The following is a 25,964-nucleotide window of genomic DNA, read 5'->3' as shown; positions in this document are numbered from 1 at the left end:
GGAGTCACCATGCCTCGACAGCTCCTGCTCGACGACCTGCCCGACCTCGCCCGGGGCGCCGCGCTGCTCGGCGCCGGTGGCGGCGGCGACCCCTACATCGGTCTGCTGCTGGTCACCGCCGAGCTGGAACGCGGCGCCACGATCACATTGCTCGACCCGGACGAGGTCGCGGACGACGCGCTCGTCGTCGCCAGCGCCTTCATGGGCGCGCCGACCGTGGTGATCGAGAAGATCCCCGGCGGGGACGAGCCCGTCATGGCGCTGCGCAAGCTCGAACTCCACCTCGGCCGCACGGCGGACGCGATCATCCCCATGGAGTGCGGCGGCCTCAACTCCATGATCCCGTTGTTGGTGGCGGCCCGGACGGGTCTGCCGATCGTCGACGGCGACGGGATGGGGCGAGCCTTCCCCGAGCTGCAGATGGAGACCTTCGGTGTGTACGGGGTCGCCGGATCGCCGATCGCCATCTGCAACGAACGCGGTCACGTCGCCATCATCGAAACCGGTCACGACAACGCGAGCATGGAGTGGTACGCCCGCGCCGTGACCGTCCGCATGGGCGGGGTCGCCTACATCGCCGAGTACCCGATGACCGGAACCCAGGTGAAGCAGACCGCGATCCACGGGACGCTGAGTCTGGCGCTGGAACTGGGCCGGGTGATCCGCACCGCGCACGAGCAGCATCGCAACCCGTTCACTGCGCTGGTCGAGTGCCTGGCCGGCACGATCTACCGCTTCGGGCACAGCCTGCTGGAGGGCAAGGTCACCGACGTCGAACGGCAGAGCGCCGACGGGTTCGTCCGCGGCACGGCCCGCATCGCCACCTTCGACGGCCTGCGGACCGTCGAGCTCACGTTCCAGAATGAGCACCTGATGGCGCGATCCGGTGACCGGCTGCTCGCGGTCGCCCCGGATCTGATCACCGTGCTCGACGCCGAGACCGCCTTCCCGATCACGACCGAGGCGCTGCGCTACGGACAGCGCGTACGGGTCTTCGTCATCGGGACGCCCGAGATCATGCGTACCCCCGAGGCGCTCGAGGTGTTCGGCCCCCGCGCCTTCGGCCTGGACGAGGAGTGGACACCCGTCGAGCAGCTCGTCGCGCTCACGTGAGCGAGCGGGCCCGGCAGGCGAGCTGCAGCAGCAGCCAGTCGTCGGGGTTGTTCTGATCGACGTCGAGCTCGGCGAAGATCCGATCCACCCGGTACGCGACCGAGTTGCGGTGCAGGTGCAGCTCGCTGGCCGCGCGGGAGAGGGAGCCGTGGTTGTCGAGGTAGGCCTGCAGGGTGCGGATGGCCGCGTCGGCCTTGGCCTGACCCATGCGGTCCAGCGGGGCGAGAACCGCATCGACGGCGGATCGCGCGGTGTGCGACGCGTACCACTCGACCAGGGTGCGCCGCAGGCCGAGCCCGTCGAACGCGGTCGCGGTGTTCGGCCGGGCCCTGGCCCGCATCGCACCGGCGGCAGCCCTTGCCTCGGCCGCCGAGTTGATCATCCCGGTCGGGCCGCTCTGCACGGACCCGATGCCGCAGAAGACCTCCAGCTTCGGGAACGCGGCGGCCGCGTCGTCGATCGCGCGCTGAACGGTCCGCGTGGCGTCCACCGCAGCGGTGGCGCCAGGGTCGCTGCGCGACATCTGGATGAGCAGCAGACCCCGCTCCGCGCGTGCGAAGTGCCAGGTCCCGCTGCTGCGGACGCTCTCGAGCAGGATGCGGACCAGCTCCTCCCGCGCGGCGAACGCAGCAACCTCGTCGGCGGCGGGGGGCATGTCGTCGTCCTGCTCGATGCGAGCGACCACATGCCAGCCATCGATCGGCAGCCCCAGGGACCGGGCGCGGCGCAGCAGCTCGGAGCGGCCGCGCGCGGAGCTGTCGAGCAGCTCGGCGAGCAGCTCGGCGCGCGACCGCACCGGGAGGTCCCTGGCCCGCCGCTCGGCGAGGTGGGAGATCCCGAGCGCGTCTGCCAGCAGCTGACCGATCAGCGCCAGCTCCGGCCTGCTGGCACCGTCCGCCCGCACGTTGACCCATTGCGCCACGTCCTCGTCGAGCCCGACGGGGAACGCGAGCTCCCCGTCGGGGCGGTCGGCGAGCTCGATCCGGGTGTCGGCGAGCCGCGCGACGTCGGCGACCAGTTCGTCCGGGGTGTCGTCGCGGCGGCCGGCGATCCGCTGCAGGGTCACCATCGCCCGCCGCAGCGCGAGCTCGGCGGGCCCGCGCAGGGCGACGTCGAGACCGCAGACGAGCACTGCGACGTTGCCGGCAACGGTGTTGCGCAGCAGCGTCACACCGTACCGCTGCGCCGCGGCCACCGAGGTGGTCGTCGGCTGCGGCGCGTCCGGGTCCGCGAGGACGATCGCCGCCACTCCGCGACCAGCGGCGACCCGCAGCGCGACATCGAAACGGTACGTGTCGAGCGCAGCGTTGGCGTGCACGCCGAGCACGACGATCGAGGCCTCGGGGGCCTGGCCGATGTTCGCGAGGTCCTCCACGAGGACGACGGACCACACCTCGGTGTCCGTGGTGCCACCCCCCAGCAGATCCAGCGCCAGCCCGGGGGTTCGGAGCACCTCATGCAGCGGGGCCACGGCGGGATCCTTTCGTCGGAACTGACGAAAGAATGCCGATATCCATGCACGGAGTACAGCCCTAGCGGGAAAATGCCCTGTTACGGTCCGGCCGTGCAGCTCACCGCCGCGAACATCGACGCCTATGCGCTCGGCTGTGCCGTGCTCGGCGCAGGCGGCGGCGGCGACACCCCGATCGGGCTGGCCATGGCCCGGCTCGCGATCGACGCGACCGGGCCCGTCGAGGTCCTGGACCCGCAGGCCGTCGACCCCGGCGCGCTCGTCATGCCCTGCGGACTGATCGGCTCACCCACCGTCGCCCAGGAACGGATCTGGAGCGGGCAGGAGGGCGGCCGGCTCGCGAACGCCGTCGCGGTGCTGCACGACCGGCCCGTCGACACCCTCATGTGCTACGAGATCGCCGGTGCCAACGGTCTGCTCCCCGTGCTGTGGGGGGCGCGACTGGGTCTGCCGCTGCTCGACGCCGACGGGATGGGCCGGGCGTTCCCCGAGATGCAGCAGCAGGCCATGCACATCGCGGGGGTCTCCGCCGGGCCGCTGGTCCTGACCGACGGGCGCCGCAACGACATCGTGCTGCACACCGCGGACAACCATGATGCCGAGCGGCTCGCCCGCAGCTGCGCGTCCGCGCTCGGTGGGGTCTGCGCCGGTGCGCTGTACGTCATGACCGGTGCGCGGTCCCGCACTGCTGCGATCAGCGGCTCGGTCTCCCGCGCGCTCTCGGTCGGGACGGCGATGCAGCAGCGTCGCCGTGGATGGCCCGCGGCCCTCGCCGCGCTGACCGACGGCCGGGTGCTCCTCGAAGGACGCATCATCGAGCTGGAACGCAACGGTGGCGCCGGGTTCACGCGCGGGCACGCGGTCGTCGAGCGCGGCGAGACCACGACTGCCCGGAGGCTCCGCCTGGAGCTGCAGAACGAGGTGCTGGTGGCGCTGGAGGACGGCGCGGTGGTGGCGACGGTTCCCGACATCATCGCCGTGCTGGGGCTGGAGGACGGGCGCCCCGTCGACACCGAGCGGCTGCACTACGGGCAACGGGTCGGCGTGGTCGCGATCCCCGCGCCGTCGGTGTGGTCCGGTCCCGCCGGGCTCGCCGTGGTCGGCCCGCGCTCGTTCGGCTACGACCTCGATCCCGTGCCGGGAACCGCCCCGACCAGCGCAGCGAGGGTCGGGCATGGTGCGTGACGCGGGAGGTGCCGCCGGTCTGCGCATGGGCATCGATGTCGGATCGACCAGCGTCGACGCCGTGCTCGTCGACGCCACGGGTGCCGTCGTCGCGCAGGCCAAGATCGCGGCGACTACCGAGCTCCGCTCCTGCATCGACGCGGCGGTGACCGCCCTGCTCGCCGACGGGTCCATCGATCCCGTCGCAGTGCGTTCGGCCAGCCTCGGTACCGCGCGGACCAGCGACGCGATCACCTCTCGGACGGGCCTCCGCCGGGTCGCGGTGCTGCGCATCGGCGCGCCACTGACCACCGCACTCCCGCCGCTCGTGACCTGGCCGGCCCGCCTGCGGTCCGCGGTCGACGCCGGAACCGCGGTGGTGGCCGGTGGATGCGAGTTCGACGGCACCCGGATCGCTCCGCTCGACGAGCGGGCCGTGGCCGAGTTCGCTGCCGCAGCCGCACGTCGTGCCGAGGCCGTCGCGATCACCTCGGTGTTCTCTCCCGTCGACCCGACCGACGAGCTGCGGGCGACCGCCATCGTCGCCGACGTGCTCGGTGACGTGCCCGTCTCGGCGAGCCACGAGATCGGCTCGATGGGGCTGTTGGAGCGGGAGAACGCCACCGTGCTCAACGCTGCACTGTCCGGCGGCGTCGCGGCGAGCGCGGAGGCGCTGCGCTCCGTCGTGCTCCGGCACGGCCTGGACGCCGAGTGCTACCTGGCGCAGAACGACGGCACCCTGCGCTCCCTCGCGTACTCCAGCCGCTTCCCGATCATGTTGATCGGCAGCGGGCCGGCCAACAGCATGCGCGGCGGAGCCCACGGGAGCGGGTTGACCGATGCCGTCGTGGTCGACGTCGGTGGCTCCCGTACCGCTGTCGGACGGCTCGTCGACGGCTTCCCCGAGGAGTCGAGCACCCCGTACACGGTCAGCGGCGTGGTGACCAGCCTGCGGCTGCCGGACCTGATCGTCGTGCCGGTCGGCGGCGGCGCCCTGCGGGACTCCCTCTGCTGCGGCGGTGACATCCCCACCCTCGTCGACGCCGCCGTCGCCGACGGTCGGATGGAGTGCGGCACCACAGCGGTTCCCGACCACGGGCGCCCGGAGCTCGCCGCCCGGCTCGCCACCGCGGACCAGCTGCTCATGGAGGCGGTGGACCGGATCGGTCTCGGTGCACACGGGCTGCCGGTCGTCGTCGTCGGTGGTGGCGGCGGGATCGCGCCAGCCGCCTTCCCCGGTGGGGCGCAGGTGGTCCGGCCTCCTCACGGCGAGGTCGCCAACGCCGTCGGAGCCGCGATCGCCCCGGTCGGAGGGTCCGCGGAACGCATCTGCGCCGGCCGGCCGGATCTGCGCAGCGCCGCCGTCGAGGCGCTGAGGGCCGAGGCCGTCGACCGGGCCGTGCAGGCCGGCGCCGCACCCGACAGCGTGCAGGTGACCAGAATCGAGGAGGTGCCGCTCGCCTACCTGCGCGATCCGGCCGTCCGCATCCGGGTTCGCGCCGTCGGGCCGCCGCTGACCCCACCACTACCCATCCCGGAAAGGGGTGTCCTGTGACCACACCGTTCACGGTGCTCGGCCGTCGGATCGTCCGGCGCGACGGGCCGGCCAAGGTGCGAGGCGAAGCCCTCTACACCGCAGACCTGGCCTTCACCGGCCTGCTGCACGCCGCGTTCGTCTACGCGGGCCGCCCGCACGCGCGGATCCTCTCGATCGACACCGGCGCGGCGGCTGCGCTGCCGGGCGTGCACGCCGTGCTGACCGCGGCCGACGCCCCACCCGTCCGCTACGGCATGTTCGTCAAGGACCGCACCCTGTTCGCGACCGACGTCGTCCGGTTCGAGGCCGAGATCATCGCGGCCGTCGCCGCCGACACGGCCGAGCACGCGGCAGCGGCCGCGGCCGCCGTCCACGTCGTCTACGAGGATCTGGCCCCCACCATCGATGTCGAGGCCGCGCTGGACCCGGCGGCCCAGCCGGTGCACGCGGGCTGGGCCGGCTACGCGACGACGGCCGGTGTGGAGCGCGGGCCCAACGACTGCGGGCACATGACCTCGGTGAAGGGGGACGTGGAGGCCGGCTTCGCCGCAGCCGAGCTGACGCTCACCGAGACCTACACCAGCGACATGGTGCACGCGGTCCCGATCGAGCCGCACGCCGTCGTTGCACAGTGGCAGGGTTCCGCGGTCACGATCTGGAGCACCAGCCAGGTCCCGTTCCCGGCCCGCGCCGGCGTAGCGGAGACCCTGCAGATCCCGCAGAGCGACATCCGGGTCATCGTGCCGCACCTGGGTGGTGGGTTCGGCGGCAAGTGCGACTTCCACTTCGAGGCCCACGTCGCGCTGCTCGCCAGGGCCACCCGCAGACCGGTCCGGCTGGTGTTCAGCAGGCGCGAGGAGTTCCTGGCCACCGACAAGGTCCGACACGCGACCCGGATCGAGCTGACGACCGGGGTGCGCCGCGATGGAACCATCACCGCCCGTCGAGCCCGGCTGGTGCTCGACTCGGGTGCCTACTGCGGCGACGCGCTGTTCGCTACCGAGATCGGGCTGATGATGGTCGCGGGGCCGTACCGGATTCCGCACCTGCACGCCGAGGTGCACACCGTCTACACGAACCGGACGCCGGCTGGCAGCGTGCGCGCCCCTGGCGGCCCGCAGACCTGCTGGGCGGTGGAGCAGCACACCGACGAGCTGGCGGCCATGGTCGGGCTCGATCCGGTCGAGTTCCGGCGGCGGAACCTCGTGCGGACTGGGGACACCGGGCAGACCGGGCAGCGATTCGTCAGCACCAGTGCCGTGGAGTGTCTCGACCGGGCCGTGGAGCTGGCCACGCGCAGTGGGCACACCGGGCCGGACGAGGGGCTCGGGATCGCGGTCGGATGGTGGTTCAGCCTGTCCGTCCCGTCGGGGGCCTACCTCAAGCTCAACCCGGACGGGACCGGCACGATCATCACCGGCGCCCAGGAGAACGGCAGCGGCTCGGTGATGGGGCTGCCGCTGCTGGCGGCCGAGGAGCTCGGCATGGCGCCGGAGTCGTTCTCGGTGCTGTACCAGGACACCGACTCCGGGCCGTTCGACATCGGCAGCGCGGGCAGCCAGACGACGTTTAACAACGGCCGGGCCGTCGTCGAGGCCGCGCGGGAGGTCCGGGACAAGCTGCTCGACCTCGCCGCCGAACGCCTGGAGATCGATCGGTCCGACCTGGAGCTGGCCGAGGGCAGGGTGCGGGTCCGCGGGCTGCCCGACCGGTCGCTCTCGATCGCCGAGCTGGCGAACTGGTCGCAGCTGATCGGCAGCGGCTCCGGCACCCCGCCCCCGCTGCCCGAGCACGACGTGAGCGGTTGCGGCGGCAGACTCGGCTACTCCGCGTTCTCGGCCCCGTCGTTCTTCTGCAACGTCGCGCGGGTGCGGGTCGATCCCGACACCGGAGTCACCACCGTTCCCGAGGTCGTGGCCGTGCACGAGTTCGGCCGCGTGCTGAACCCGATCGGGACCGAGGGCCAGGTCGAAGGCGGCGTCGTCCAGGCGATGGGGATGGCACTGCTGGAGGGGAGCAAGTACGCGGGCGGACACCAGCTCAACCCCGGTCTGCTCGGCTACAAGCTGGTCACCACGGCCGACGCGCCACGGATCGTCAGCGAATTCCTCGACGATCCCGTCGATCAGGGCGGACCGTACGGTGCGAAGGCGGTCGGCGAACCCACCGTCGTGGGCACCACGGCGGCCATCGGCAACGCGATCGCCGCAGCCACCGGGCGCAGGGTCCGCACGCTGCCGATGACGGCCGAGCGCGTGTGGGCGGTCCTGCAGGATCCGGAGCGAGGACGCGGCGCCGTCCCGGAGGCCGGGCACCACCATGGGTGACCGGACCTACGCCGCCCCCACGACGCTGTCCGAGGTGCTCGGGCTGCTCGCCGACCGGCCAGGCACGCACCCGGTCGCGGGCGGCACCGATCTGGTCGTCGCGGCCCGGGTCGGCAAGCAGCCGCTTCCCGATTCACTCGTTGCGCTGCACCGCGTCGACGAGCTGCGCCACCGTCACGTGACCGCTGCCGGCGCGACACTGGGTGCCGCCACCACACATGCCTGGCTCGCGACCGATCCGGCGATCCGGGAGCGGTGGTCGGCGCTCAGCGACGCCGCCGCGATGGTCGGCTCCCCCGCCACCCGCGCGACGGGCACCCTGGGCGGGAACCTGATGAACGGCTCCCCCGCGATGGACACCGGGTCGCCGCTGCTGGTGCTCGATGCCACTGTCGAGCTGCGGCGGGAAGGCGGTGCCCGGTCGCTGCCGGTCGGCCAGCTGTTCCGCGGTCCGGCCCGCACCGCTGCGGAGGCCGACGAGCTGCTGGTGGGGGTGCACCTGCCGCCGCTGCCGCCGCGCTCGGGCAGCGCCTACGTCCGGTTGGAGCACCGGCGCGCGATGGAGATCGCCATCGTCGGCGCGGCCGCCGCGGTCACGTTGGCGTCGGACGGGCGGGTGGCTGCGGCGGCGATCGCGCTCACCGCGGTCGCCCCGACCTGTGTCCGGGTGTCCGAGGCCGCAGACCTGCTGCTCGGCCACCACCCGCATCCGGAGACCTTCGCGCGCGCGGGGGCGCTGGCCAGAGCCGCGGTGCGACCGATCAGCGACGTCCGGGCCGGCGCGGAGTACCGCGGAGCGATGGTCGCCGTCCTGGTGGCCAGGGCCCTGACCACCGCCACCCACCGTGCCGGCGCCGCCGGAGACGCCCTCACCGGGAGGACCCCATGACACCCGTTCCCGTGACCCTGGTCGTCAACGGTGTCCGGTCGACCGCGCACCTCGATCCGCACCGGACGCTGCTGTCGGTGCTGCGCACCAACCTCGGGGTGACCGGCCCGAAGGAGGGCTGTGACGACTCCGAGTGCGGCGCCTGCATGGTGCTGCTGAACGGCAGCCCGGTGAACTCCTGTTCCTACCTGGCCGTCCAGGCCGACGGGTTCGAGGTCACCACCGTCGAGGGCATCGGCGACCCCGAGGCCCTGGACCCGGTGCAGCGCGAGCTGCTCGCCGCAGGCGGGGTTCAGTGCGGCTTCTGCACGCCGGGGATCGTCGTGTCGGCCACCGCGCTGCTCGAAAGCGTCCCCCGACCGGATGAGGAGCAGGTGCGCGTGGCCCTGGCCGGGAACCTGTGCCGGTGCACCGGCTACCAGAAGATCGTCGCAGCGGTGCTGCGCGCCTCCCGGTCCTGACGGCCCTCTCCGACGACCGGCACCGCACCACCGGACGGGATCCGCGGCCGTTCGCGGCGTCGCGGTGGACGATCCGGGGGGCCTCCTCGAACGCCGTACCCGAGGACAGCTCTGACCATCTGCGGGAGGAACCGCCGTCCGGTCAGGGCGAGACCGCCGCGCGCCGGCCACGAGCTGATCCAGCGGCCCGGATCTCGATCATCGAGTTCACCGTGTCCCGCGCATCTGTGCACTCCTCGACTCACGAGGATCTTGTCGCGCACACCTCCGGCAGGCCTTCTCCCGCATCTGCCCTCCGTCATCGATTGGCAATATCCACAAAACGCTGCGTTGACAAATTTCGACCGTCTTGTGCAGATCAGCCAAGTTCGCCGAACCATTCGGCGGGAGTTCCGAAGATGCCCCCCCGGTGCACTCCTACGCTCAGAGCACTCTGATCGCCGCCCCGCACGCGCACCTCCACCACGACGCTCTCTCCCCGATGGGAAACCGATGAAACCACCTCCCTTCACCCACCACGCCTGTCGCAGCGTCGAGGAAGCCGTCGGGCTGCTCGATTCGGATGCCGACGCCAAGGTCATCTCCGGGGGGCAGAGCCTGGTCCCGATGATGAACCTGCGGCTGGCGAACCCGAGCAGCCTGGTCGATCTCAACCGCATTCCCGGCCTGAACACCGTCGACGCCGGTCCTCGGGGCATCACGATCGGGGCCACGGCACGCCAGCACGACGTCGAGACATCGGCGGGCGTCGCCACCGCGATCCCGCTGATCGGTGCCGCGCTCGGGCACGTCGGGCACCCGCAGATCCGCAACCGCGGCACGGTCGTCGGCAGCCTCTGCCACGCCGACCCGGCCGCGGAGCTGCCGGCCGTGTTCGCCACCCTGGGCGGCACGGTCACGGCGCAGAGCCCGGCGGGCACCCGCACGATCGAGGCCGCCGACTTCTTCGACTCCTACCTGACCACCACGCTCGAGGCGAACGAGATCGCCACCGCGGTGACGTTCACGGTCCCGCAACCGGGCACCGGATGGTCGTTCGACGAGGTCACCCGGCGGCACGGTGACTTCGCGATCATCGGCGTGATCACGCTGGTCACGCTCGTCGCGGGCGCCGTCACCGACGCCCGCGTCACGGTCTTCGGCGGCGGCGGCACCCCGCAGCGCATCGCCGCCGCCGAGCGCCTGCTCGTCGGCACCGCAGCTGGCGACGTCGACGACGACCTGGTCCGTTCGGGCGCCGAAGCCGTTTCCGCGGCGCTGACTCCGGCGGGCGACATCCACGGCAGCGCCGAGTACCGCCGCCACGTCGCGGGTGTTCTGTTCTCGCGCGGAATCCGCACCTCGCTCGACCGCGCCGCTGCCTGACCGCGGCATTCACGAAGGAGACGAAATCCGATGACGACGAACCCCAAGAACGTGGTCAGCCTGACGGTCAACGGCGAGACCCACGACGTGCTCGCCGAATCCCGACGCACGCTCGCCGACGTGCTCCGCGACGACGTCGGGCTCACCGGTACGAAGCTCGGCTGCGAACACGGCGTCTGTGGTGCCTGCACGGTGCTGCTCGACGGCGCCGCCGTCCGGTCGTGCCTCATCTTCGCCGTCCAGGTCGAGGATGCCGAGATCGCCACGGTCGAGGGCCTCGCCGACGACGGCAAGCTCGACCACGTCCAGCAGGCCTTCACCGACAACCACGGCCTGCAGTGCGGCTTCTGCACCGCGGGCATGTTGATGACGACGCACGCGATGCTCGCCGAGAACCCCGATCCCACCGACACCGAGATCCGGGTCGGGCTCAACGGCAACCTCTGCCGCTGCACCGGTTACACCAACATCGTCCGCTCCGTCGCGGCTGCAGCCGCCGCGGGGAAGGCCGCGAGAACCGACGTCCAGGCCTCCTGACCCCCGACCGCTGCCCCTTCAGGGGAAGGACCCCACCCCATGACCGAGACACTTCCGGGCACGACCCCCGGTTCCGCCACGACGACCACCAGCATCACCGACAGCCACCTGAAGATCCGCACGGACAAGTGGATCGGCAAGCGCGCCAAGCGGGTCGAGGACCCCCGCTACCTCACGGGCACCGCCCGTTACGTGGCCGACCTCGTCCTCCCCCGCATGCTGCACGCCGTCTACGTCCGCTCACCGCACCCGCACGCCCGGATCGTCTCCGTGGACACCTCCGTGCTCCCCGGGCTCGGCGCATCCGTCTGGGTGTTCACCGGCGAGGACCTGGCCGAGGTCCCGCCGCTGATCGACCACGTCGCGCTGGACAACCTGCTGCGGACGCCGCAGAACGTCATCGCGATCGACAAGGTCCGCTTCGTCGGCGACGCCGTCGCGGTGGTCGTCGCGGCTGACCGGTACGCGGCCGAGGACGCCGCCGAGGAGCTCGGCGCAGCCGTCGAGTACGAGTTGCTGGCGCCGGTGCCCAACGTGGCCGCCGCCAATGCGCCGAACGCGGCCCTCCTGTTCGAGGATCTGAAGACCAACGAGATCTACCGCCAGACCGAGCGGCACGGCGACACCGACAGCGCGTTCGCCGCAGCCGACCGCACGTTCTCCATCCGCTTCCACCACAACCGCTACGGCGCCGCGCCGATGGAGACCCGCGGCGTGCTCGCCGACTACGAGCGCTCCGAGCAGCAGATGACCGTGTGGTCGTCCACGCAGATGCCGCACTTCCTGCGCTCGGTCATCGCGGGGCAGCTGAGCCTGCCCGAGCACCGCGTGCGCGTCATCGCCCCGGAGGTGGGCGGCGGATTCGGGCAGAAGATGTGCACTTCGCCCGAGGAGATCGCGATCCCGTTCATCGCTCTGCAGCTGGGCAGACCGGTGAAGTGGATCGAGGACCGGCACGAGCACCTGCTGGCCGCCACGCAGGCCAAGGAGGAGTACATCAACCTCGAGGTCGCCGTGACGAACGACGGCACTCTGCTCGGGGTGCGCGGCGAGTTCATCGGCGACGGCGGCGGGTACTCGTTCAACACCGAGAGTGCCCTGATCGAGCCGGCCCTGGCGGCGAAGTCGTTCCCGGGACCGTACCGACTCGCCGCGTTCGACGAGACCGTCGCGGCCTCGCTGACGAACAAGAGTCCCGTCGCCGCTTACCGCGGCGTGGGCTGGACCGCCGCGAACACCGTGCGCGAGATCATCGTCGACGAGATCGCCCGCGGACTCGGCATCGACCCCGTCGAGATCCGGTTGCGCAACATGCTGCGCGCCGACGAGCTGCCCTACCGCTCGATCACCGAGCAGCTCTACGACAGCGGCAGCTACCACGAGTCGCTCGAGCTGGCGACCGAAGCCGTCGACTACACCGCGTTCCGTGCGCTGCAGGCCAGCCTGCGCGAGCAGGGTCGCTACATCGGCCTCGGAATCAGCTCCTACGTCGAGCAGACCGCATGGGGCAGCGACTCGTCGGCCCAGGCCGGCACCCCGCTTCCGTCGCACGACAACTCGACCGTCACCGTCGATCCCGGTGGCACGGTGACCGTCGCGGTGAGCACCTCCTGCCACGGACAGGGGCACGAGACCGCCTACGCCCAGATCGCCGCGGACGGACTCGGCGTCGACATGGCCGATGTCAAGGTCATCTACGGCGACACCCGGTCGGCGCCCTACGGTCTGGGGACCTACGCCAGCCGCAGCGCCGTGATCGGCGGTGCGACCGTGGCCAGGGCCGCCGCCGACGTCCGCGACCAGCTCCTCAAGGTCGCTGCGAACATGCTCGAGGCGAACCCGGAGGACCTCACGATCGAGGACTCGGTGATCTCGGTGTCCGGGGCCCCGGGAACGTCACGGACGATGGCCGAAGTCGCCTTCGCGGCGTACTGGGATTCCGAGGTGCGCTCGGAGGAGCCTCTGCTGACCGCCACCCGCTTCTACGACCCGCCCGCGACCTACGCCAACGGCTGCGTCGTGGTGCTGGCCGAGGTCGATGCCGGCACTGGCACGGTGACGCTCGACCGGATCGTCGCGGTCGAGGACTGCGGCACGGTGATCAACCCGATGATCGTCGAGGCACAGGTCCAGGGCGCGATCACGCAGGGCGTCGGCGGGGCGTTGTTCGAGCAGTTCGTCTACGGCGACGACGGCCAACCGCTGACGACGACCTACATGGACTACCTCATCCCGACCTCCACCGATGTCCCGCCGATCGAGGTACTGAGCCTGTGCTCGCCCTCGCCCTTCAGCGTGGGCGGCATCAAGGGGATGGGTGAGGGTGGACAGATCGCCGCGCCCGCTGCGGTCGCCAACGCGGTGGCCGACGCGCTCGCACCGTTCGGCGCGAAGATCAGGCAGCTCCCGCTGACCCCGGACTACGTGCTCAGGCTCGTGGGCTCGATCGGCGCCGACGAGACCTGACCGATCCCGCCACCACCGACCGGGCGTGGACGCGGCTTCGGCCCCGTCCGCGCCCGGCACCTCCTGGAGGACACCCCCGTGGCCGTCCCACCCGACCCGCCGCCGGCGCTGGACTCGCCCACGGCGCTGGCGAAGGCACTGTCCACCACCGGTTACCTCGCCGACGACGACCTGGCCACCGCCGCGTTCCTGGCGCTGCGGATGGGCAAGCCGCTGTTCTGCGAAGGCGAGCCGGGCACCGGGAAGACCGCGCTGGCGCAGGCACTGGCGCAGGTCCTGGGCGTCGAGCTGATCCGCCTGCAGTGCCACGACGGCATCGACGCCGCCCAGGCGCTCTACGACTGGGACTTTCCCCGCCAGCTGCTGCACCTCCGTGCGCTGGAGGCGAGCGCCGGCGCCGGCGGGCGTTCCCCCGACGCCGCTCAGGTGGAGGCATCCCTCTACGACCCCCGCTTCCTGCTCGCCCGGCCCATCCTGCGGGCCCTGCAGACCTCGCCCAGCGTCCTGCTGATCGACGAGATCGACCGCGCCGACGACGAGTTCGAGGCGTTCCTGCTGGAGGTGCTCACCGAGCACGCCGTGAGCATCCCGGAGCTCGGCGAGATCCGGGCGGCGGTGCCGCCGCTGGTCGTGCTCACCTCGAACCGCACCCGTGAGGTGCACGACGCGCTCAAGCGCCGCTGCCTCTACCTCTGGCTCGACCACCCCGATGTCGGCAGGGAGGTCGAGATCCTGCGCAGCAGGTTGCCCGGGCTGCCCGAGCGGCTGGCCGCCCAGGTCGCCGAGGCTGTCGCGTCGCTCCGGCAGATCGGCCTGATCAAACCGCCCGGGGTGGCCGAGTCGCTCGACTGGGCACAGGCGCTCCAGCTCATCGGCTCCGCCACACTCGACCTGGAAGGCGCCGCGGCCACCCTCGGTGCGGTGTTGAAGTACCGGGAGGACGCGGAGCGGGCGCTGGCCGTTCTGCGCGACGAGTTGGCGTCATGACCGGTCCGGTGCACGCGGCGCGCACCGATGCGATCGCCCCGGTCGATCCGGAGCTCGTCGCCACGTCCACCGGGGGACCGACGGCGGCGCTCGCCGGGTTCGCCGCGGTGCTGCGGCACGCCGGGATGGCCGTCGCGACCGACCGGGTCGTCACCTTCCTGCGGGCCGTCGACCATCTCGGCGTGACCGACCGGGCCGCCACGTACCTGGCCGGCCGGGTGACCCTGTGCTCCGACCCCGACGACCTGCCCCGCTACGACCTCGCCTTCGCCACCTGGTTCGACCCGGCGATCACCACCCGGACGGCCCCGCCCACCGCGACACCACCACCGCCACGCCCGGCCCCGCTCGCGGACGACCACGGTCCCGACGACCCGCCCGACGGTACCGACGAGGTGCTGGAGATCGCCGTCGCAGCGTCGACAGAGGAGGTGCTGCGCCATCGCGACCTCGCCGCGCTCACCCGTGCCGAGCGCGAGCACCTGCACCTGTTGCTGGCCCGGCTGCGCCCCGAGCCGCCGCTGCGGCGGACCCGCCGACGGCGTCCCGCTGCGCACGGCGGCGCGGATCCCCGGCGGACGCTGCGGGCTGCGACGCGTCTGGGCGGGGAGCTGCGGGACCTGCACCGCCGCGACCGCGACCGCCGACCCCGTAGGGTGGTGCTGCTGATCGACGTGTCCGGCTCGATGCAGCCCTACGCCGACGCGCTGCTGCGGTTCGCCCACGTCATCGCCCGCCGCACCCCTGGCTCGACCGAGGTGTTCACGCTCGGCACCCGGCTGACCCGGGTCAGCCGAGAGCTGCGCAGGCGCGACCCCGAGCATGCGCTCCGGGCTGCCGACACTGCGATCCTCGACCGCGCGGGCGGCACCCGGCTCGGCGAGGTCCTGCAGACCTTCGTCGACGGCTGGGGCCGACGCGGTGTCGCTCGCCGCGCCGCCGTTGTCGTGTTCTCCGACGGGTGGGAACGCGGCGACGCCACCCTGCTCGGCCTCCAGGTCGAGCGGCTGTCGCGGCTTGCGCACCAGCTCGTCTGGGTTAACCCGCACGCCGGCAAGTCCGGCTACGTCCCCGTGCAGGGCGGGATCGTCGCCGCGCTGCCCCACCTCGACGCCCTGCTCGCCGGACACAGCCTGGCGACCCTCGAGAACCTGTTGGAGGTGCTCCGTCGTGCGTGACGTCCTGACCTCGCTCGCCGAGCTGTGGTCCACCGGCCGACCGGTGGTGCTGGCCACCGTCGTCGGCACCTACAGCTCCGCGCCCCGGCAGACCGGCGCGAGCATGCTGGTGGCCGCCGACGGCAGTGTCGTGGGCAGCGTATCCGGCGGCTGCGTCGAGGGCGCCGTCCACGAGCTCGGCCAGCAGGTCCTGGCCGACGGAGCCCCGGTGCTGCAGCGCTACGGCATCTCCGACGACGACGCATTCAGCGTCGGTCTGACCTGCGGCGGCATCATCGACATCTTCGTCGAGCGCGTCGACGCCGCGTCGTTCCCGCAGCTGGCCGACCTGGCCGCAGCAGTGGCCGAAGGCGAACAGCTCGCAGTGGCCACCGTCGTCGCCGGACCGGCCGAGCACCGCGGGCGGCGGATCGTGGTCCGACCCGAACGCAGCGGGGCCGGCGTCGAGGGCAGCACCGGCTCCGCCCGCCTCGACACCGTGATCGCACAGGACGCCGCCGGTCTGCTCGACACCGGCCGCAACGGGCTGCTGCACTACGGTGCCGACGCCCGCCGCCACGGCGCAGGCCTCGACGTCTTCGTCGAGTCGTTCTCGACGCCCCCGCGCATGATCGTGTTCGGGGCCATCGACTTCGCCGCTGCGATGGCCAGGATCGGCACGTTCCTCGGGTACCGGGTACCGGGTGACGGTCTGCGAGGCTCGGCCCGTCTTCGCGGCCGCGACCCGGTTGCCAGACGCGGCCGACGTCGTCGTCGCCTGGCCGCACCGCTACCTCGCCACCGAGGCCGCTGCCGGCCGAATCGACGCCCGCACCGTGCTGTGCGTGTTGACCCACGACCCGAAGTTCGACGTCCCGCTGCTGGAGATCGCGCTGCGCCTGCCAGAGGTCGGCTACATCGGAGCGATGGGTTCGCGGCGTACCCACGACGACCGGCTCGACCGGCTGCGCACGATCGGCGTCACGGAGAAGGAGACCGATCGCATGTGCTCACCCATCGGGCTCGACCTCGGCGCCCGCACTCCCGAGGAGACGGCCGTGTCGATCGCCGCGGAGATCGTGCTGCGCCACTTCGGCGGCAGCGGCGTTCCGCTGAGCGCCCGCGAGGGCGCGATCCACGGACCTCTATGAAGAGTCGGAACGCACACGCTCAAAGGCCTGCCGCGAAGGTCGACGCTTACCAACGATCGCGGCGGCTCACGAGGGCGCCCACCGTATGATCACCGTTCGGTGATGCCGCCGCTGACCAGCACCAGCGCGCCCTGCGAGGGCTAGTCATCGCCTTGACTTTCGAACAGCGGGTTCGGGGTTCAAGTCCCTGACGGCGCACCACACGGCAGGCCAGAGCGAATGCTTCGGCCTGCCGTCGTCCAGGCCCCGGAGCTGCTGCACAGGACGACCGCCGACGCCGACACGGCGAGCGCGTCGAGGCGCTGCGGACGGACTCCAGCCTCGGGAGAAGATCGCCGACAAGCGGGCCGACTCGACCCTCGACATCTACACGCACTGGCTCGACAAGAAGGTCCTCCCCCAGCTCGGCGAACTGCGCTGGGCGAGTGCGACGTAGCCAACATCGAGGCCTTCTTCTCCCGGCTCGAACGGGCCCACCGCACCGTTCACCATAAGGACGGGACGACGACCGACATGCCGCACCACGCCGCGAGCAGCCGACGGACGGTCCGCAGCATCGTCTCCGGGATCCTGCAACAGCCCGTGCTGCACCAGGCCATCGCCGCGGACATGATTCGTGAGCTGGAGCGCATCGAGTCGGCGAAGGGACACGCCCCGGTCCCGCCCCGCGGCCTGATGCCCGGGGAGCGCTGCCGGCTCTTCTCCTCGGGCATCGGCCCGGTGCCCGGGCCTGTCAAGAAGTCTGTGTAAGTCGATCTAGGGCAGGATTAGGACAGGTAGGGGTTGATGCGCTCGGGGTAGGCGAGGGCGAGTGCTCCGAGGGCCTGTTTCCAGCCGAGGACGACGGCGCCTTCGACGAGGCGTGCGGGTGCTCGGCGGGCGGTGGCGGGTAGGCCTTTTTCCTTGGCTCGGGCCCGGGCTCGTTTGTCCTCGATGTCACGGATGGCCAGCCAGAGCAGCTTGATCGCGGCGTCGTCGTTCGGGAAGTGCCCACGGTTCTTGATGATCTTCCGGAGCTGGTAGTTCAGCGACTCGATCGCGTTCGTGGTGTAGATGATCTTTCGGAGCTCGGGTGGGAACGCGAGGAACGGGATGAATCGCTCCCAGGCGTTGGTCCAGGTCATCACCGCGGCCGGGTAGCGCCGGCCGAGGTCGGACTCGGCGAACGCGTCGAGCTCGAGGCGGGCGGCCTCGTCGGTCGGGGCGGTGTAGATCGGTTTGAGCGCGGCGGCGACCTTCTTGCGGTCGCCGTAGGACACGAACCGCATCGCTGCGCGCAGCAGGTGCACGGTGCAGGTCTGCACGATGGTGTGCGGCCAGGTCGCCTCGATCGCCTCAGGGAAGCCGGTGAGGCCGTCGCAGCACACGATCAGCACGTCCCGGATGCCGCGGTTGCGCAGCTCGGCGCACACGCCCGCCCAGAACTTCGCGCCCTCGGTGGCCTGGACCCAGATCCCGAGGACGTGTTTGACGCCGTCGAGGTCGACGCCGACGGCGATGTGCGCGGCCCGGTTGCGAACCTGGTGCCCGTCCCGAACCTTGATCATGAGGGCGTCGAGGTAGACGATCGGGTAGATCTCCTCCAGCGGACGCGACTGCCAGGCCTTCACTTCCTCGAGCACCGAGTCGGTGATCGTGGAGATGGTGTCGTGGGACAGCTCGGTGCCCAAGGTCCGGGCCAGGTGGTGGGAGATGTCGCGCACCGTCATCCCGCCCGCGTAGAGCGAAATGATCATCTCGTCGAGGCCGCCGGTCCGCCGCGAGCCCTTCGGGACCAGCCGTGGCTCGAAGGTGCCGGCCCGGTCCCGGGGTACGTCCAGCGCCACATCGCCGACCTCGGTCGCGAGGGTCTTCGGTGTGGAGCCGTTGCGGGAGTTCGAGGTTCCCCGCCCGGCCGGGTCGCCCTTCTCGTAGCCCAGGTGCGCGGTCTGCTCGGCGGCCAGTCCGCGTTCGAGCACGGCCTTGATCATCTCGGGCAGGAAGCCGCCGTCGCCGGTCAGCGCGAGCTCGCCGGCGTCGACCTTGGACATCAGCCCGTCGAGCAGGCCCGCGTTGATCATTCGGTTTACCGCGTCACGTGCGGTCTCTGGCTCGCCGCCGGCCTTACGGCCGGCGCCGAGCGGATGCGCGTCCTGATCATCGACCACGGACATCTGTGTACTCCTCAACTCAAGAGGATCTTCTTACACAGACCATCTGACAGGCTCCGGTGCCCGCCGTCGCGAAGACCCTGGATCGCACCGAGGTGGCCCTCAAGAACGTCGATCTCATCGAATCGGACGAGGCGTTCGCCTCGCAGTCCTCGCCCGCACCCGCGAAAGGGGCTCACCCCGAGCGATGTCGACGAGTCGATGCGACGGGTTCGGCGATGCACAGGGTCACCCGTCGGCGCGACCGGCGCCCGCATCCTGGCCACGCCCAGCCGCGAGATGATCCGCCGCGGCGCTCGGTACGGCCTCGAGACCAGGTGCATCGGCGGCGGTCAGGGACTCGCCGCACTGTTCGACCTGGTGTGATGCCGCACGACGTGACGAACGCCCCTCACCGCGCTGCGGCGAGGGGCGTTCGCACCGGTGGGCACCACCAGGATCTACCCGGTGATCTCGTTCCTCCGTGGTGAACTCCTGATCAGACGACCGCGATGCCATCGCCTCACCGCAGCACACTCGGCGCGAGCAGCTTCTCCTGTCCTGCGTTCGCGGGGGTCCCGTAGACGAAGTAGGTCTCGGCCGGCAGCGTCGCCCCGCCGATCGCGAGGCCGGTGTCGAAGTCGCTGATGTCCCAGGTCACCATCTCGTGGTCGGGCTCGAACTGCAGGATCCCGGAGTTGCCGAACAGCTCGATGCGGTTGCCGCCGGGCTCGAACACGTACAGGAACGCGCCCTGCGTGATTCCGTGGACGTCGGGGCCGGCCTCGATCTGGATGCCGTACTCGCGGCACAGCTCGGCGGCATCGGTGTTGTGCTGGGGAACGCCGTACCAGAACGCGAGGTGGTGCAGGCGTCCTCGGGAGCCGGTCTGGTCCAACATGACCGCCATCTCGTGCCCCAGGTTGTTGACGCTGAGCCAAACCCCGATCTCGGTGTCGCCGTTCGCCGCGTCGATCACGCGCTCGCGTGTGCCGAAGCCGAGGGTCCGCTCGAACACCTCTTTCTGAGCGGTGACGTCAGAGGCCATCAGGTTGACGTGGTCCAGCCGCCGTGGGGGCATGCCCTGCAGCGGCCGCTTCGAGCGACGGGTCAGGATCGGGCTCCGCAACTCGGTGGGTGCGCTGTACTTCTCGACGTCCCACACGAGCTCCATCGCGTGCCCGTCGGGGCTCCGGAAGGCGAAGGTGCGCCCGACGCCGATGTCGCCGGTCGTCCAGCCGTTGCCCAGGCCCTCCGCATCCAGTGCTGCCGCTCGGCGCTCCAGGGCATCGGCTGAAGTGGTGCGCCAGCCCAGCAGGCCCAGTCCCGCGTGATCGGCCGCAGTGAGCTTGAGGCTGTGGTGGTAGGGGTCCTCATAGCAGCGCAGGTAGATCGAGTCCTCGTGTCGGGCGGTAATGCGCATGCCGAGCAGCTCCGTGAAGAACCACAGGCTGCCCTCCAGGTCCGGGGTGAGGAGTTCGGCGTGGGCGAGGTGTGCGATCTCGTACCTCGGCGGAACGGTGGTGGTCATGCGTGATCTCCTTCAGGGGTGGGCATCGGCGAGCGGAGGAACGCTTGCCGGGTGGGACTCGGGGTCATGGCCGTGGATCCAGCCCAACCATCCGTCGAGCGTGCGCAGACGCTCGTCACGGATGTCGGCGGTCGGCCCGTCCGGGAGGTGCAGGGCCTCCGAGGTGTCCCAGGACGCGCGCTGGACGGCGCGGGCGCGGGGTCGGCGCAGCCGCTCGTAGCGGCCGAACGCCGACTCGTACCCCTCCGGGCCCGCGTCGGCAATGCAGCGGGCGAGCACGGCTGCATCCTCGATGGTCAGATTCGCGCCTTGGCCGTGGTGCGGCAGCATCGCGTGCGCGGCGTCGCCCAGGAGCACGGAACGACCGCGGCTCCAGTGCAGCGGTGACGGAAGCGTGAACAGCCCCCATCTGGGGCTCTGCGGCACGGCCCCGAGCAGCTCCCGGACCACGGGGTGCCAGTCCGCGAAAGCTGCGTTCAACTCGCCCTGTCCCGCATCCACGTGGCCGGCCTGGTGCGGCCACCGCTCCGGGCCGTCGAGAACGGCGAGGAAGTTGACACTCTCGCCGACCGCGTAGTGCAGTACGTGCCCGCCGGGTCCCATCCAGAACTGGACGGCTGAGGGCGACGGCAGGGACGGGAGCGCGTCGGTCGGGACCATCCCGCGAAAGCCGCTCGTGCCCGAGTAGACCGGGACGGAGGCGTCGATGTGCCGTCGCACCTGCGAGTGCACACCGTCCGCACCGATCACGGTCCGGGCGTTCACCGTCCGGCCGTCGCGGAACGTGAGGAGCACGCCGTCTGCGCGGTCGCTCACTCCGGCCAGGCACCGGCCGAGGTGCAGCCGCTCCACGTCCCAGGCCTCGCTGAGGGTCCGCTGGAGCGACGCCCGGTGGATGCCCCAGAACGGTGCGCCGAAGCGCCGCGCGTACGCGTCGCCCACGGGATGGTCGGCGACGACGGTACCGCTGCGCCAGTGCCGGTACTGCAGCGCGGTCGGCACCACCGCGGCGGCGGCGAGCTGGTCACCAAGGCCCAGCCGCTGCAGGATCCGGGAGCCGTTCGCGGCGATCGCGACGGCCGCTCCGACCTCGCGCAGGGCATCGGCCTGCTCGAACACCTCGGCTTCGAGCCCGCGCTGTCGCAATGCCAGTGCGAGGGTCAGGCCGCCGATACCCCCGCCGATCACCGCGATGTCGACGTCCGTGGTCGCCATCGTCATGCCCCGATCGACGGTCGGGTGACGGGGGTGCGCGGAGCGGCCGCCGTGCGGGTGCGGATCAATCCCAGTGCTGCCGCGGCGATGATCCCGGGAACAGCGAACGCCAGGAAGTTCACGTAGAGCGGAACGCCGGCCGTCAGCAGGACGCCCCCCAGCAGCGGGCCGATGATCGCTCCGATCCGACCGATCCCGAGAGCCCAGCCGATTCCCGCTGACCGGGCGAACGAGGGGTAGGACTGGGCGGCATAGGCGTTGGCGAAGATCTGCGCGGCGAAGGTGGCGCCGCCGCCCAGTGCGACCGATGCGTAGACCCACAGGAGCGAGCTGTCGCCGAGGAACCCGAGGGCCGCGACGAAGACCGCGGCGACGAGGTAGCTGACGATCAGCACCGGCCGTGTCCCGTAACGGTCGGAGAGGTACCCGCCGACCCAGGTGATGACGATGCCCGCGAGGAAGAGCGTCATCAGGAACGACAGGCTCGAGCCCAACGGGTATCCCGACTCGATCATGAGCTGTGGCAGCCAGGTCAGCAGCCCGTAGATCATCAGCAGCACCATGAAGAACGCGATCCACAGCATCGCGGTGTGCACGCCGTAGCCGTCGCGGAACAGGCTCGCGACCGGCGACCGGCGGATCCCCTGGTGGGCGCGGCCCTCGCGCTCACCGGCCGGCTCCGCCCCCGCCGTCACCCGGAGTTCGCCGGCGGGAGGCAGGTCGGGGTCCAGGGTGCGCAGGGTGGCGGCGAGCTCGTCAGCACGTCCGCGGCGCAGCAGGAAGGCGGGGGCCTCGGGAAGGTACTTCACGAGCAGGGGCACGGCGAGGAGCGGGAGCGCACCCAGCAGGAACAGCGACCTCCATCCGTAGGCGGGGATGAGCACCACCCCGAGCAGCGCTGCGACGATCCCACCGACCATGTAGCCGCTGAACATGACGCCGACCATCGTGCTGCGGAGCCGGGCCGGTGCGTACTCGCTGACCAGTGCGACGGCGTTGGGCATCACGCCGCCCAGTCCCAGGCCGGCGAGGAAGCGGTATACCCCCACCTCCCACGGCGTGGTCGCGAGGAACACCGCGCCGGTGAACACCGTGTAGAGCACGACGCACGCGATGATCGGCCTGCGTCGCCCGACCCTGTCGGCCAGAGCGCCGAACACCATCGCCCCGATCATCATCCCGACGAGAGCGCCGCTCCCGATCAGGCCTGCGGTCGCCGGGCTGATATCGAACTCGACGATCATCCGCGGAACCACGGCTCCGTAGATCGTCAGGTCGTAGCCGTCGAACAGGATCACCAGACCGGTGAGCAGGACGATCCGCAGGTGCAGCGGACCGAATCGACTGCGACCGATGATCTCGTCGAGATCTGCATTCATGAGAACCACCTCTTCGTCGGAACCGGGCGAACCCTGGCACCCGTGCCGAACGCGTCCCACAGATCCGTTCCAGTAGCTGGAATGCCGGTTCGACGAGCGGTCCGGCATGATGAGCCGGCCGCGTCCCCCGTCCCGAGGAGCCCGATCACCGGTGACGACGCCACATCAGCAGCAGGGCATCCAGTCCGTCGAGATCGGCATGCGCGTGCTGGCGGCGCTCGAGGAGGGCGGGGGGCCGATGCCACTGTCCAAGATCGCCGCCAGCAGTGGACTGCTCCCGGGCAAGACCCACCGCTACCTGGTCAGCCTCCTGCGCACCGGGTTCGTCACGCAGGAGATGGACACCGGGCTCTACAACCTCGGCCCGGCGGCCAGGCGGCTCGGCGTCGAGGCACTGCGCCGGGTCGACGAGGTGGGCACCGCGTCGCGCCATGCCAGCGCCCTGCGCGATCGCACCGGGCACACCGTGTACCTCGCGCTGTGGACAGACGCCGGGCCGAGCCTGGTGCGCCAGGACCACGGGTGGTATCCACTGCCGATCGTGGTCAGGATCGGCTCGATCCTGCCGATCGTGGATTCGTCGATCGGACGGGCATTCCTCGCACACTTGCCCGAACCTCTCACCGCTCCGATTCTCGCTGCCCAGCAGCGACGCAAGGAGAGCTCCCATCTCCCGCCCGAGCGCCTCGCCCAGGTTCTCGACGAGGTGCGCACGACCGGCGTCGCCACCGCCACCGGAAGCGTCATCGCCGGGCTGAACGTCATCTCCGCGCCGGTCTTCGGACCGGACGAACACATCGAGGTGGTGATCGGCGTCGCGATGCCAGCCCGGTTCGACGACGACCGCGATGCCCGCTCCATCCGCGCCGAACTGCTCACCACGGCGAAGGCCATCTCGGCCGAGCTGGGGTGCCCGGTCCAGGACTGACAACAACGTTCCAAAATATGCATTGCGTTACTCGATGCGTAATCGTAGGCTGGTGGCCTCAGCCGGCGCCTGAACGCGCCGCACATCCCGAGGTCGAGAGCGGGCATCGCATGAGTGCTGGCGAGTTGCACGGTGGCCCCTCCAAGCTGGGCCGCGCCCTGTGCCTGCTCGCGGCGTTCCGGCCCGGCGACGCAGAACTCACCCTCGCCGAACTGGCCCGTCGCACGAAGCTCCCCAAGCCGACCGCTCACCGCCTGCTCGGAGAGCTGGCCGAGTGGGAGTTGGTCGAACGCACGGAGAACGGGCACCGTCTAGGTGTTCGCCTCTTCGAGCTCGGCGCACTCGCGCCCCAGCAGCACCGGCTCCGGGAGGCGGCGGGACCGTTCCTCGCAGACCTCTTCGAGACCACCCGCAGCACCGTGCACCTGGCCGTGCTCGACGGCTCGGACGTCGTCTACGTCCACAAGCTCGGCAGCCGCCACGGCCCGGTGCTGCAGTCGCGGCTCGGCGGCCGGATGCCTGCGTACTGCACGGGGGTGGGCAAAGCGCTGCTCGCCCATGCACCGCACGCGGTCCAGCAGGAGGTGATCAACCACCCGCTGCAGCGCCGCACGCCACGCACGATCGTGGCGCCCGGACTCGTGCTGCGCGAGATCCGCACCGCGCAGGGGCGCGGGTTCGCCGCCGAGCACGAGGAGTCCGCCAGGGGTATCGCCTGCGTCGCGGCGCCGGTGCTGGACACCGGTCGACGGGCTATGGCCGCGGTGTCCGTGACCAGATGGGCGCATCAGATCGACGTCGACCGCCTCGCACCCGCCGTGCACGCCGCGGCCGTGGGCATCGCCGGGGCTCTGCTTTCCAGGTAGAGCTCCCAGGGCCACCGACCGACGACACGGTCGTCGAGCGCGTCGAGGCTGCGCCAGCCGCCGCGCCGATCCGACCGACTGGGCTGCAGCGGACATCCTCATCAGGGACGTCTTCCCCATTCGGAGTCGATGCCGCCCGCCCGGTGGGAGTCGATGCGCGAGCGGTTCTGCGGCCACGGCGCCTATCCCCTGCCCGGCTCGCCGGACGTCGTCGCGCAGACGCTCGTCCGCCTGCACGATGCGGGACTGGACGGTCTCGCGATCGCTCTTCCGAACTACCTCGAGGACTTCCCGATCCTGCGCGACGAGTCCTCCCCAGGCTGGAGACCGAGCTCCGGTTTCCGCTCGGCATGCCGCCGCAGGCTCAGGAAGTGCCGAGGTCGGACACCTCCCCGCTGAGGGTGGTGTCGTAGCCACCGAGCCCGCTCACCGCGGACCGGACGGCGGGCTCGTGCAGCGCGGCGATCAGCGGTGCGGCGGCGTCGAGCGCCGCCGCACCCAGGACGATGTCGTAGTCCTCGGTGACCAGCGGCAGGAAGTCCAGGTCGAGGTCACGTGCCGCGGAGCGGACCCCGAGGCCCGCGTCGACGGTCCCGGACGCGACGGACAGCGCCACCTCCAGGTGGGAGCCGTTCTCCGGGCCCCGCAGCGCGTCGGGGTCGAGGCCGGCGGCGAGCAACAGCCGCTCGAGCAGGATCCGGGTGCCGGTACCGGGACGGCGCTTGGCGATCCGCAGCGGACTCAGGTCGGCGGCCGTGGCGAGCCCGCGGGGGTTGCCGGGAGGCACGAGGAGGCCCTGTTCGCGCCGCCACAGGTGGATCAGGTGCGGTCGCCGGTCGCGCAGGACGCTGCGGGCGAACGGCGCGTTGTAGACGCCTGTGTGGTGCATCAGGTGCACAGCGGCGCCGTCGGCCCGGCCCTGGCTGACCGCGCGCAGGCCGTCGAAGCTGCCGTCGGTGCCGATGCTGTGTACGGCCTGACCGACGGTCCGCGTGACGACGTCCAGCGCCGGGTCGTCGCTGCCGGCGAGGCGGAACACCAGCTCGGCGTGCAGGAACCGGCGCGCGGCCACCGCGCCTGCGGCGGCCACCCGCGTCCGCCGTCGGTCGGCCGTGACGATGACGCCGGCGTCGACCAGCGTCCGCTGCGCCCGGCTCACCGTCGTGGCCGTCGTCCCGAACCGGTGCGCCAGCTCGCGCACCGCGGGGAGCTCGGCGCCGGCCGCGATGTCGCCCGCGCTGATCCTCTCGGCCAGGTCGGTGCAGATCTCGCGGTATCGCGTCACAGCGTC

The 25,964-nt window shown here is 71.4% G+C and carries 21 protein-coding genes and 1 pseudogene; 16 read left to right on the top strand and 6 right to left on the bottom strand.

Annotation, left to right across the window (positions count from 1 at the left end):
* Nucleotides 1–9 precede the first annotated feature (9 nt).
* On the top strand, nucleotides 10–1,113 hold the full coding sequence (locus I4I82_RS21810; RefSeq protein WP_218590348.1) for an S-methyl thiohydantoin desulfurase family protein: 1,104 nt from the start codon (nucleotides 10–12) through the stop codon (nucleotides 1,111–1,113).
* Here the strand turns inward: I4I82_RS21810 and I4I82_RS21805 are convergent.
* The gene (locus I4I82_RS21805) at nucleotides 1,106–2,584 is read right to left on the bottom strand and encodes a PucR family transcriptional regulator (protein WP_218590347.1); all 1,479 of its coding nucleotides are present in this window, start codon (nucleotides 2,582–2,584) and stop codon (nucleotides 1,106–1,108) included. The genes I4I82_RS21810 and I4I82_RS21805 overlap by 8 nt on opposite strands.
* A gap of 93 nt (nucleotides 2,585–2,677) precedes the next feature.
* Between I4I82_RS21805 and I4I82_RS21800 the strand changes: the two genes are divergently transcribed.
* From I4I82_RS21800 to I4I82_RS21745, 12 genes and pseudogenes are all read left to right on the top strand, one after another.
* On the top strand, nucleotides 2,678–3,769 hold the full coding sequence (locus I4I82_RS21800) for an S-methyl thiohydantoin desulfurase family protein (protein ID WP_218590346.1): 1,092 nt from the start codon (nucleotides 2,678–2,680) through the stop codon (nucleotides 3,767–3,769).
* A 25-nt stretch (nucleotides 3,770–3,794) separates the two neighbouring features.
* Nucleotides 3,795–5,303 (top strand): hydantoinase/oxoprolinase N-terminal domain-containing protein, encoded by a 1,509-nt coding sequence (locus I4I82_RS21795; RefSeq protein ID WP_218595973.1) that lies wholly within the window; start codon nucleotides 3,795–3,797, stop codon nucleotides 5,301–5,303.
* Nucleotides 5,300–7,612: a xanthine dehydrogenase family protein molybdopterin-binding subunit gene (locus I4I82_RS21790; protein WP_218590344.1), complete on the top strand. Its 2,313-nt coding sequence runs from the start codon at nucleotides 5,300–5,302 to the stop codon at nucleotides 7,610–7,612. Before I4I82_RS21795 ends, I4I82_RS21790 begins: the two co-directional genes overlap by 4 nt.
* On the top strand, nucleotides 7,605–8,501 hold the full coding sequence (locus I4I82_RS21785; protein WP_218590343.1) for an FAD binding domain-containing protein: 897 nt from the start codon (nucleotides 7,605–7,607) through the stop codon (nucleotides 8,499–8,501). The genes I4I82_RS21790 and I4I82_RS21785 overlap by 8 nt, the downstream gene beginning before the upstream one ends.
* Complete coding sequence (locus I4I82_RS21780) at nucleotides 8,498–8,962, top strand: (2Fe-2S)-binding protein (protein WP_218590342.1); 465 nt, start codon at nucleotides 8,498–8,500, stop codon at nucleotides 8,960–8,962. The genes I4I82_RS21785 and I4I82_RS21780 overlap by 4 nt, the downstream gene beginning before the upstream one ends.
* A 492-nt stretch (nucleotides 8,963–9,454) precedes the next feature.
* Entirely contained in the window at nucleotides 9,455–10,327 is an 873-nt protein-coding gene (locus I4I82_RS21775) for an FAD binding domain-containing protein (protein ID WP_218590341.1), read from the top strand.
* Between the two features lie 30 nt (nucleotides 10,328–10,357).
* Nucleotides 10,358–10,864, top strand: coding sequence for a (2Fe-2S)-binding protein (locus I4I82_RS21770; protein ID WP_218590340.1), 507 nt, complete (start codon nucleotides 10,358–10,360; stop codon nucleotides 10,862–10,864).
* Nucleotides 10,865–10,903: 39 nt separating this feature from the next.
* Nucleotides 10,904–13,330, top strand: a complete 2,427-nt coding sequence (locus I4I82_RS21765) for a xanthine dehydrogenase family protein molybdopterin-binding subunit (RefSeq protein ID WP_218590339.1) — start codon at nucleotides 10,904–10,906, stop codon at nucleotides 13,328–13,330.
* Between the two features lie 78 nt (nucleotides 13,331–13,408).
* Nucleotides 13,409–14,317 carry an AAA family ATPase gene (locus I4I82_RS21760; protein ID WP_218595972.1) on the top strand — a complete coding sequence of 303 codons (909 nt, stop codon included), beginning with the start codon at nucleotides 13,409–13,411 and terminating at the stop codon, nucleotides 14,315–14,317.
* The gene (locus tag I4I82_RS21755; protein WP_218595971.1) at nucleotides 14,314–15,495 is read left to right on the top strand and encodes a vWA domain-containing protein; all 1,182 of its coding nucleotides are present in this window, start codon (nucleotides 14,314–14,316) and stop codon (nucleotides 15,493–15,495) included. Before I4I82_RS21760 ends, I4I82_RS21755 begins: the two co-directional genes overlap by 4 nt.
* Nucleotides 15,488–16,625 (top strand): annotated as a pseudogene (locus tag I4I82_RS21750) (XdhC family protein). Before I4I82_RS21755 ends, I4I82_RS21750 begins: the two are co-directional and overlap by 8 nt.
* A gap of 513 nt (nucleotides 16,626–17,138) precedes the next feature.
* Complete coding sequence (locus tag I4I82_RS21745; RefSeq protein ID WP_218589843.1) at nucleotides 17,139–17,375, top strand: hypothetical protein; 237 nt, start codon at nucleotides 17,139–17,141, stop codon at nucleotides 17,373–17,375.
* 17 nt (nucleotides 17,376–17,392) lie between these two features.
* Here the strand turns inward: I4I82_RS21745 and I4I82_RS21740 are convergent, their stop codons facing one another.
* Nucleotides 17,393–18,685 (bottom strand): IS256 family transposase, encoded by a 1,293-nt coding sequence (locus tag I4I82_RS21740; RefSeq protein WP_225920643.1) that lies wholly within the window; start codon nucleotides 18,683–18,685, stop codon nucleotides 17,393–17,395.
* A 63-nt stretch (nucleotides 18,686–18,748) separates the two neighbouring features.
* Between I4I82_RS21740 and I4I82_RS35040 the strand changes: the two genes are divergently transcribed.
* Nucleotides 18,749–19,141 carry a hypothetical protein gene (locus I4I82_RS35040; protein WP_372451371.1) on the top strand — a complete coding sequence of 131 codons (393 nt, stop codon included), beginning with the start codon at nucleotides 18,749–18,751 and terminating at the stop codon, nucleotides 19,139–19,141.
* 136 nt (nucleotides 19,142–19,277) lie between these two features.
* On the opposite strand, the gene I4I82_RS21730 is transcribed toward I4I82_RS35040, so the two are convergent.
* Genes I4I82_RS21730 through I4I82_RS21720 form a run of 3 tightly spaced genes read right to left on the bottom strand, consistent with a single transcriptional unit; the run spans nucleotide 19,278 to nucleotide 22,879 of the window.
* Nucleotides 19,278–20,285, bottom strand: a complete 1,008-nt coding sequence (locus tag I4I82_RS21730) for a VOC family protein (protein ID WP_218589840.1) — start codon at nucleotides 20,283–20,285, stop codon at nucleotides 19,278–19,280.
* 12 nt (nucleotides 20,286–20,297) lie between these two features.
* The gene (locus I4I82_RS21725) at nucleotides 20,298–21,506 is read right to left on the bottom strand and encodes an FAD-dependent oxidoreductase (protein WP_225920642.1); all 1,209 of its coding nucleotides are present in this window, start codon (nucleotides 21,504–21,506) and stop codon (nucleotides 20,298–20,300) included.
* Complete coding sequence (locus I4I82_RS21720; protein WP_218589839.1) at nucleotides 21,503–22,879, bottom strand: MFS transporter; 1,377 nt, start codon at nucleotides 22,877–22,879, stop codon at nucleotides 21,503–21,505. Before I4I82_RS21720 ends, I4I82_RS21725 begins: the two co-directional genes overlap by 4 nt.
* 106 nt (nucleotides 22,880–22,985) lie before the next feature.
* On the opposite strand from I4I82_RS21720, the gene I4I82_RS21715 reads away from it, so the two are divergent.
* Entirely contained in the window at nucleotides 22,986–23,807 is an 822-nt protein-coding gene (locus I4I82_RS21715; RefSeq protein WP_308112817.1) for an IclR family transcriptional regulator, read from the top strand.
* Nucleotides 23,808–23,917: 110 nt separating this feature from the next.
* On the top strand, nucleotides 23,918–24,673 hold the full coding sequence (locus tag I4I82_RS21710; RefSeq protein ID WP_218589837.1) for an IclR family transcriptional regulator: 756 nt from the start codon (nucleotides 23,918–23,920) through the stop codon (nucleotides 24,671–24,673).
* 364 nt (nucleotides 24,674–25,037) lie between these two features.
* On the opposite strand, the gene I4I82_RS21705 is transcribed toward I4I82_RS21710, so the two are convergent.
* Nucleotides 25,038–25,958 carry a GntR family transcriptional regulator gene (locus I4I82_RS21705; RefSeq protein ID WP_218589836.1) on the bottom strand — a complete coding sequence of 307 codons (921 nt, stop codon included), beginning with the start codon at nucleotides 25,956–25,958 and terminating at the stop codon, nucleotides 25,038–25,040.
* Nucleotides 25,959–25,964 lie beyond the last annotated feature (6 nt).

This window comes from Pseudonocardia oceani (assembly GCF_019263585.2).
GTDB classification, from domain to species: Bacteria; Actinomycetota; Actinomycetes; order Mycobacteriales; family Pseudonocardiaceae; genus Pseudonocardia; species Pseudonocardia oceani.
The sequence above is the reverse complement of the archived record's forward strand: the minus strand, read 5'-3'. Positions and strand labels throughout refer to the sequence as shown.

Excerpts from the sequence above, each read along its gene's own strand:
- I4I82_RS21740 (WP_225920643.1), bottom strand. The coding sequence starts at position 18,685 with ATGATCAACGCGGGCCTGCTCGACGGGCTGATGTCCAAGGTCGACGCC.
- I4I82_RS35040 (WP_372451371.1), top strand. The coding sequence starts at position 18,749 with ATGCGCGTCCTGATCATCGACCACGGACATCTGTGTACTCCTCAACTC.
- I4I82_RS21770 (WP_218590340.1), top strand. The coding sequence starts at position 10,358 with ATGACGACGAACCCCAAGAACGTGGTCAGCCTGACGGTCAACGGCGAG.
- I4I82_RS21795 (WP_218595973.1), top strand. The coding sequence starts at position 3,795 with ATGGGCATCGATGTCGGATCGACCAGCGTCGACGCCGTGCTCGTCGAC.
- I4I82_RS21810 (WP_218590348.1), top strand. The coding sequence starts at position 10 with ATGCCTCGACAGCTCCTGCTCGACGACCTGCCCGACCTCGCCCGGGGC.
- I4I82_RS21755 (WP_218595971.1), top strand. The coding sequence starts at position 14,314 with ATGACCGGTCCGGTGCACGCGGCGCGCACCGATGCGATCGCCCCGGTC.
- I4I82_RS21765 (WP_218590339.1), top strand. The coding sequence starts at position 10,904 with ATGACCGAGACACTTCCGGGCACGACCCCCGGTTCCGCCACGACGACC.
- I4I82_RS21715 (WP_308112817.1), top strand. The coding sequence starts at position 22,986 with ATGATGAGCCGGCCGCGTCCCCCGTCCCGAGGAGCCCGATCACCGGTG.
- I4I82_RS21730 (WP_218589840.1), bottom strand. The coding sequence starts at position 20,285 with ATGACCACCACCGTTCCGCCGAGGTACGAGATCGCACACCTCGCCCAC.
- I4I82_RS21785 (WP_218590343.1), top strand. The coding sequence starts at position 7,605 with ATGGGTGACCGGACCTACGCCGCCCCCACGACGCTGTCCGAGGTGCTC.
- I4I82_RS21710 (WP_218589837.1), top strand. The coding sequence starts at position 23,918 with ATGAGTGCTGGCGAGTTGCACGGTGGCCCCTCCAAGCTGGGCCGCGCC.
- I4I82_RS21720 (WP_218589839.1), bottom strand. The coding sequence starts at position 22,879 with ATGAATGCAGATCTCGACGAGATCATCGGTCGCAGTCGATTCGGTCCG.
- I4I82_RS21780 (WP_218590342.1), top strand. The coding sequence starts at position 8,498 with ATGACACCCGTTCCCGTGACCCTGGTCGTCAACGGTGTCCGGTCGACC.
- I4I82_RS21745 (WP_218589843.1), top strand. The coding sequence starts at position 17,139 with ATGCCGCACCACGCCGCGAGCAGCCGACGGACGGTCCGCAGCATCGTC.
- I4I82_RS21775 (WP_218590341.1), top strand. The coding sequence starts at position 9,455 with ATGAAACCACCTCCCTTCACCCACCACGCCTGTCGCAGCGTCGAGGAA.
- I4I82_RS21725 (WP_225920642.1), bottom strand. The coding sequence starts at position 21,506 with ATGACGATGGCGACCACGGACGTCGACATCGCGGTGATCGGCGGGGGT.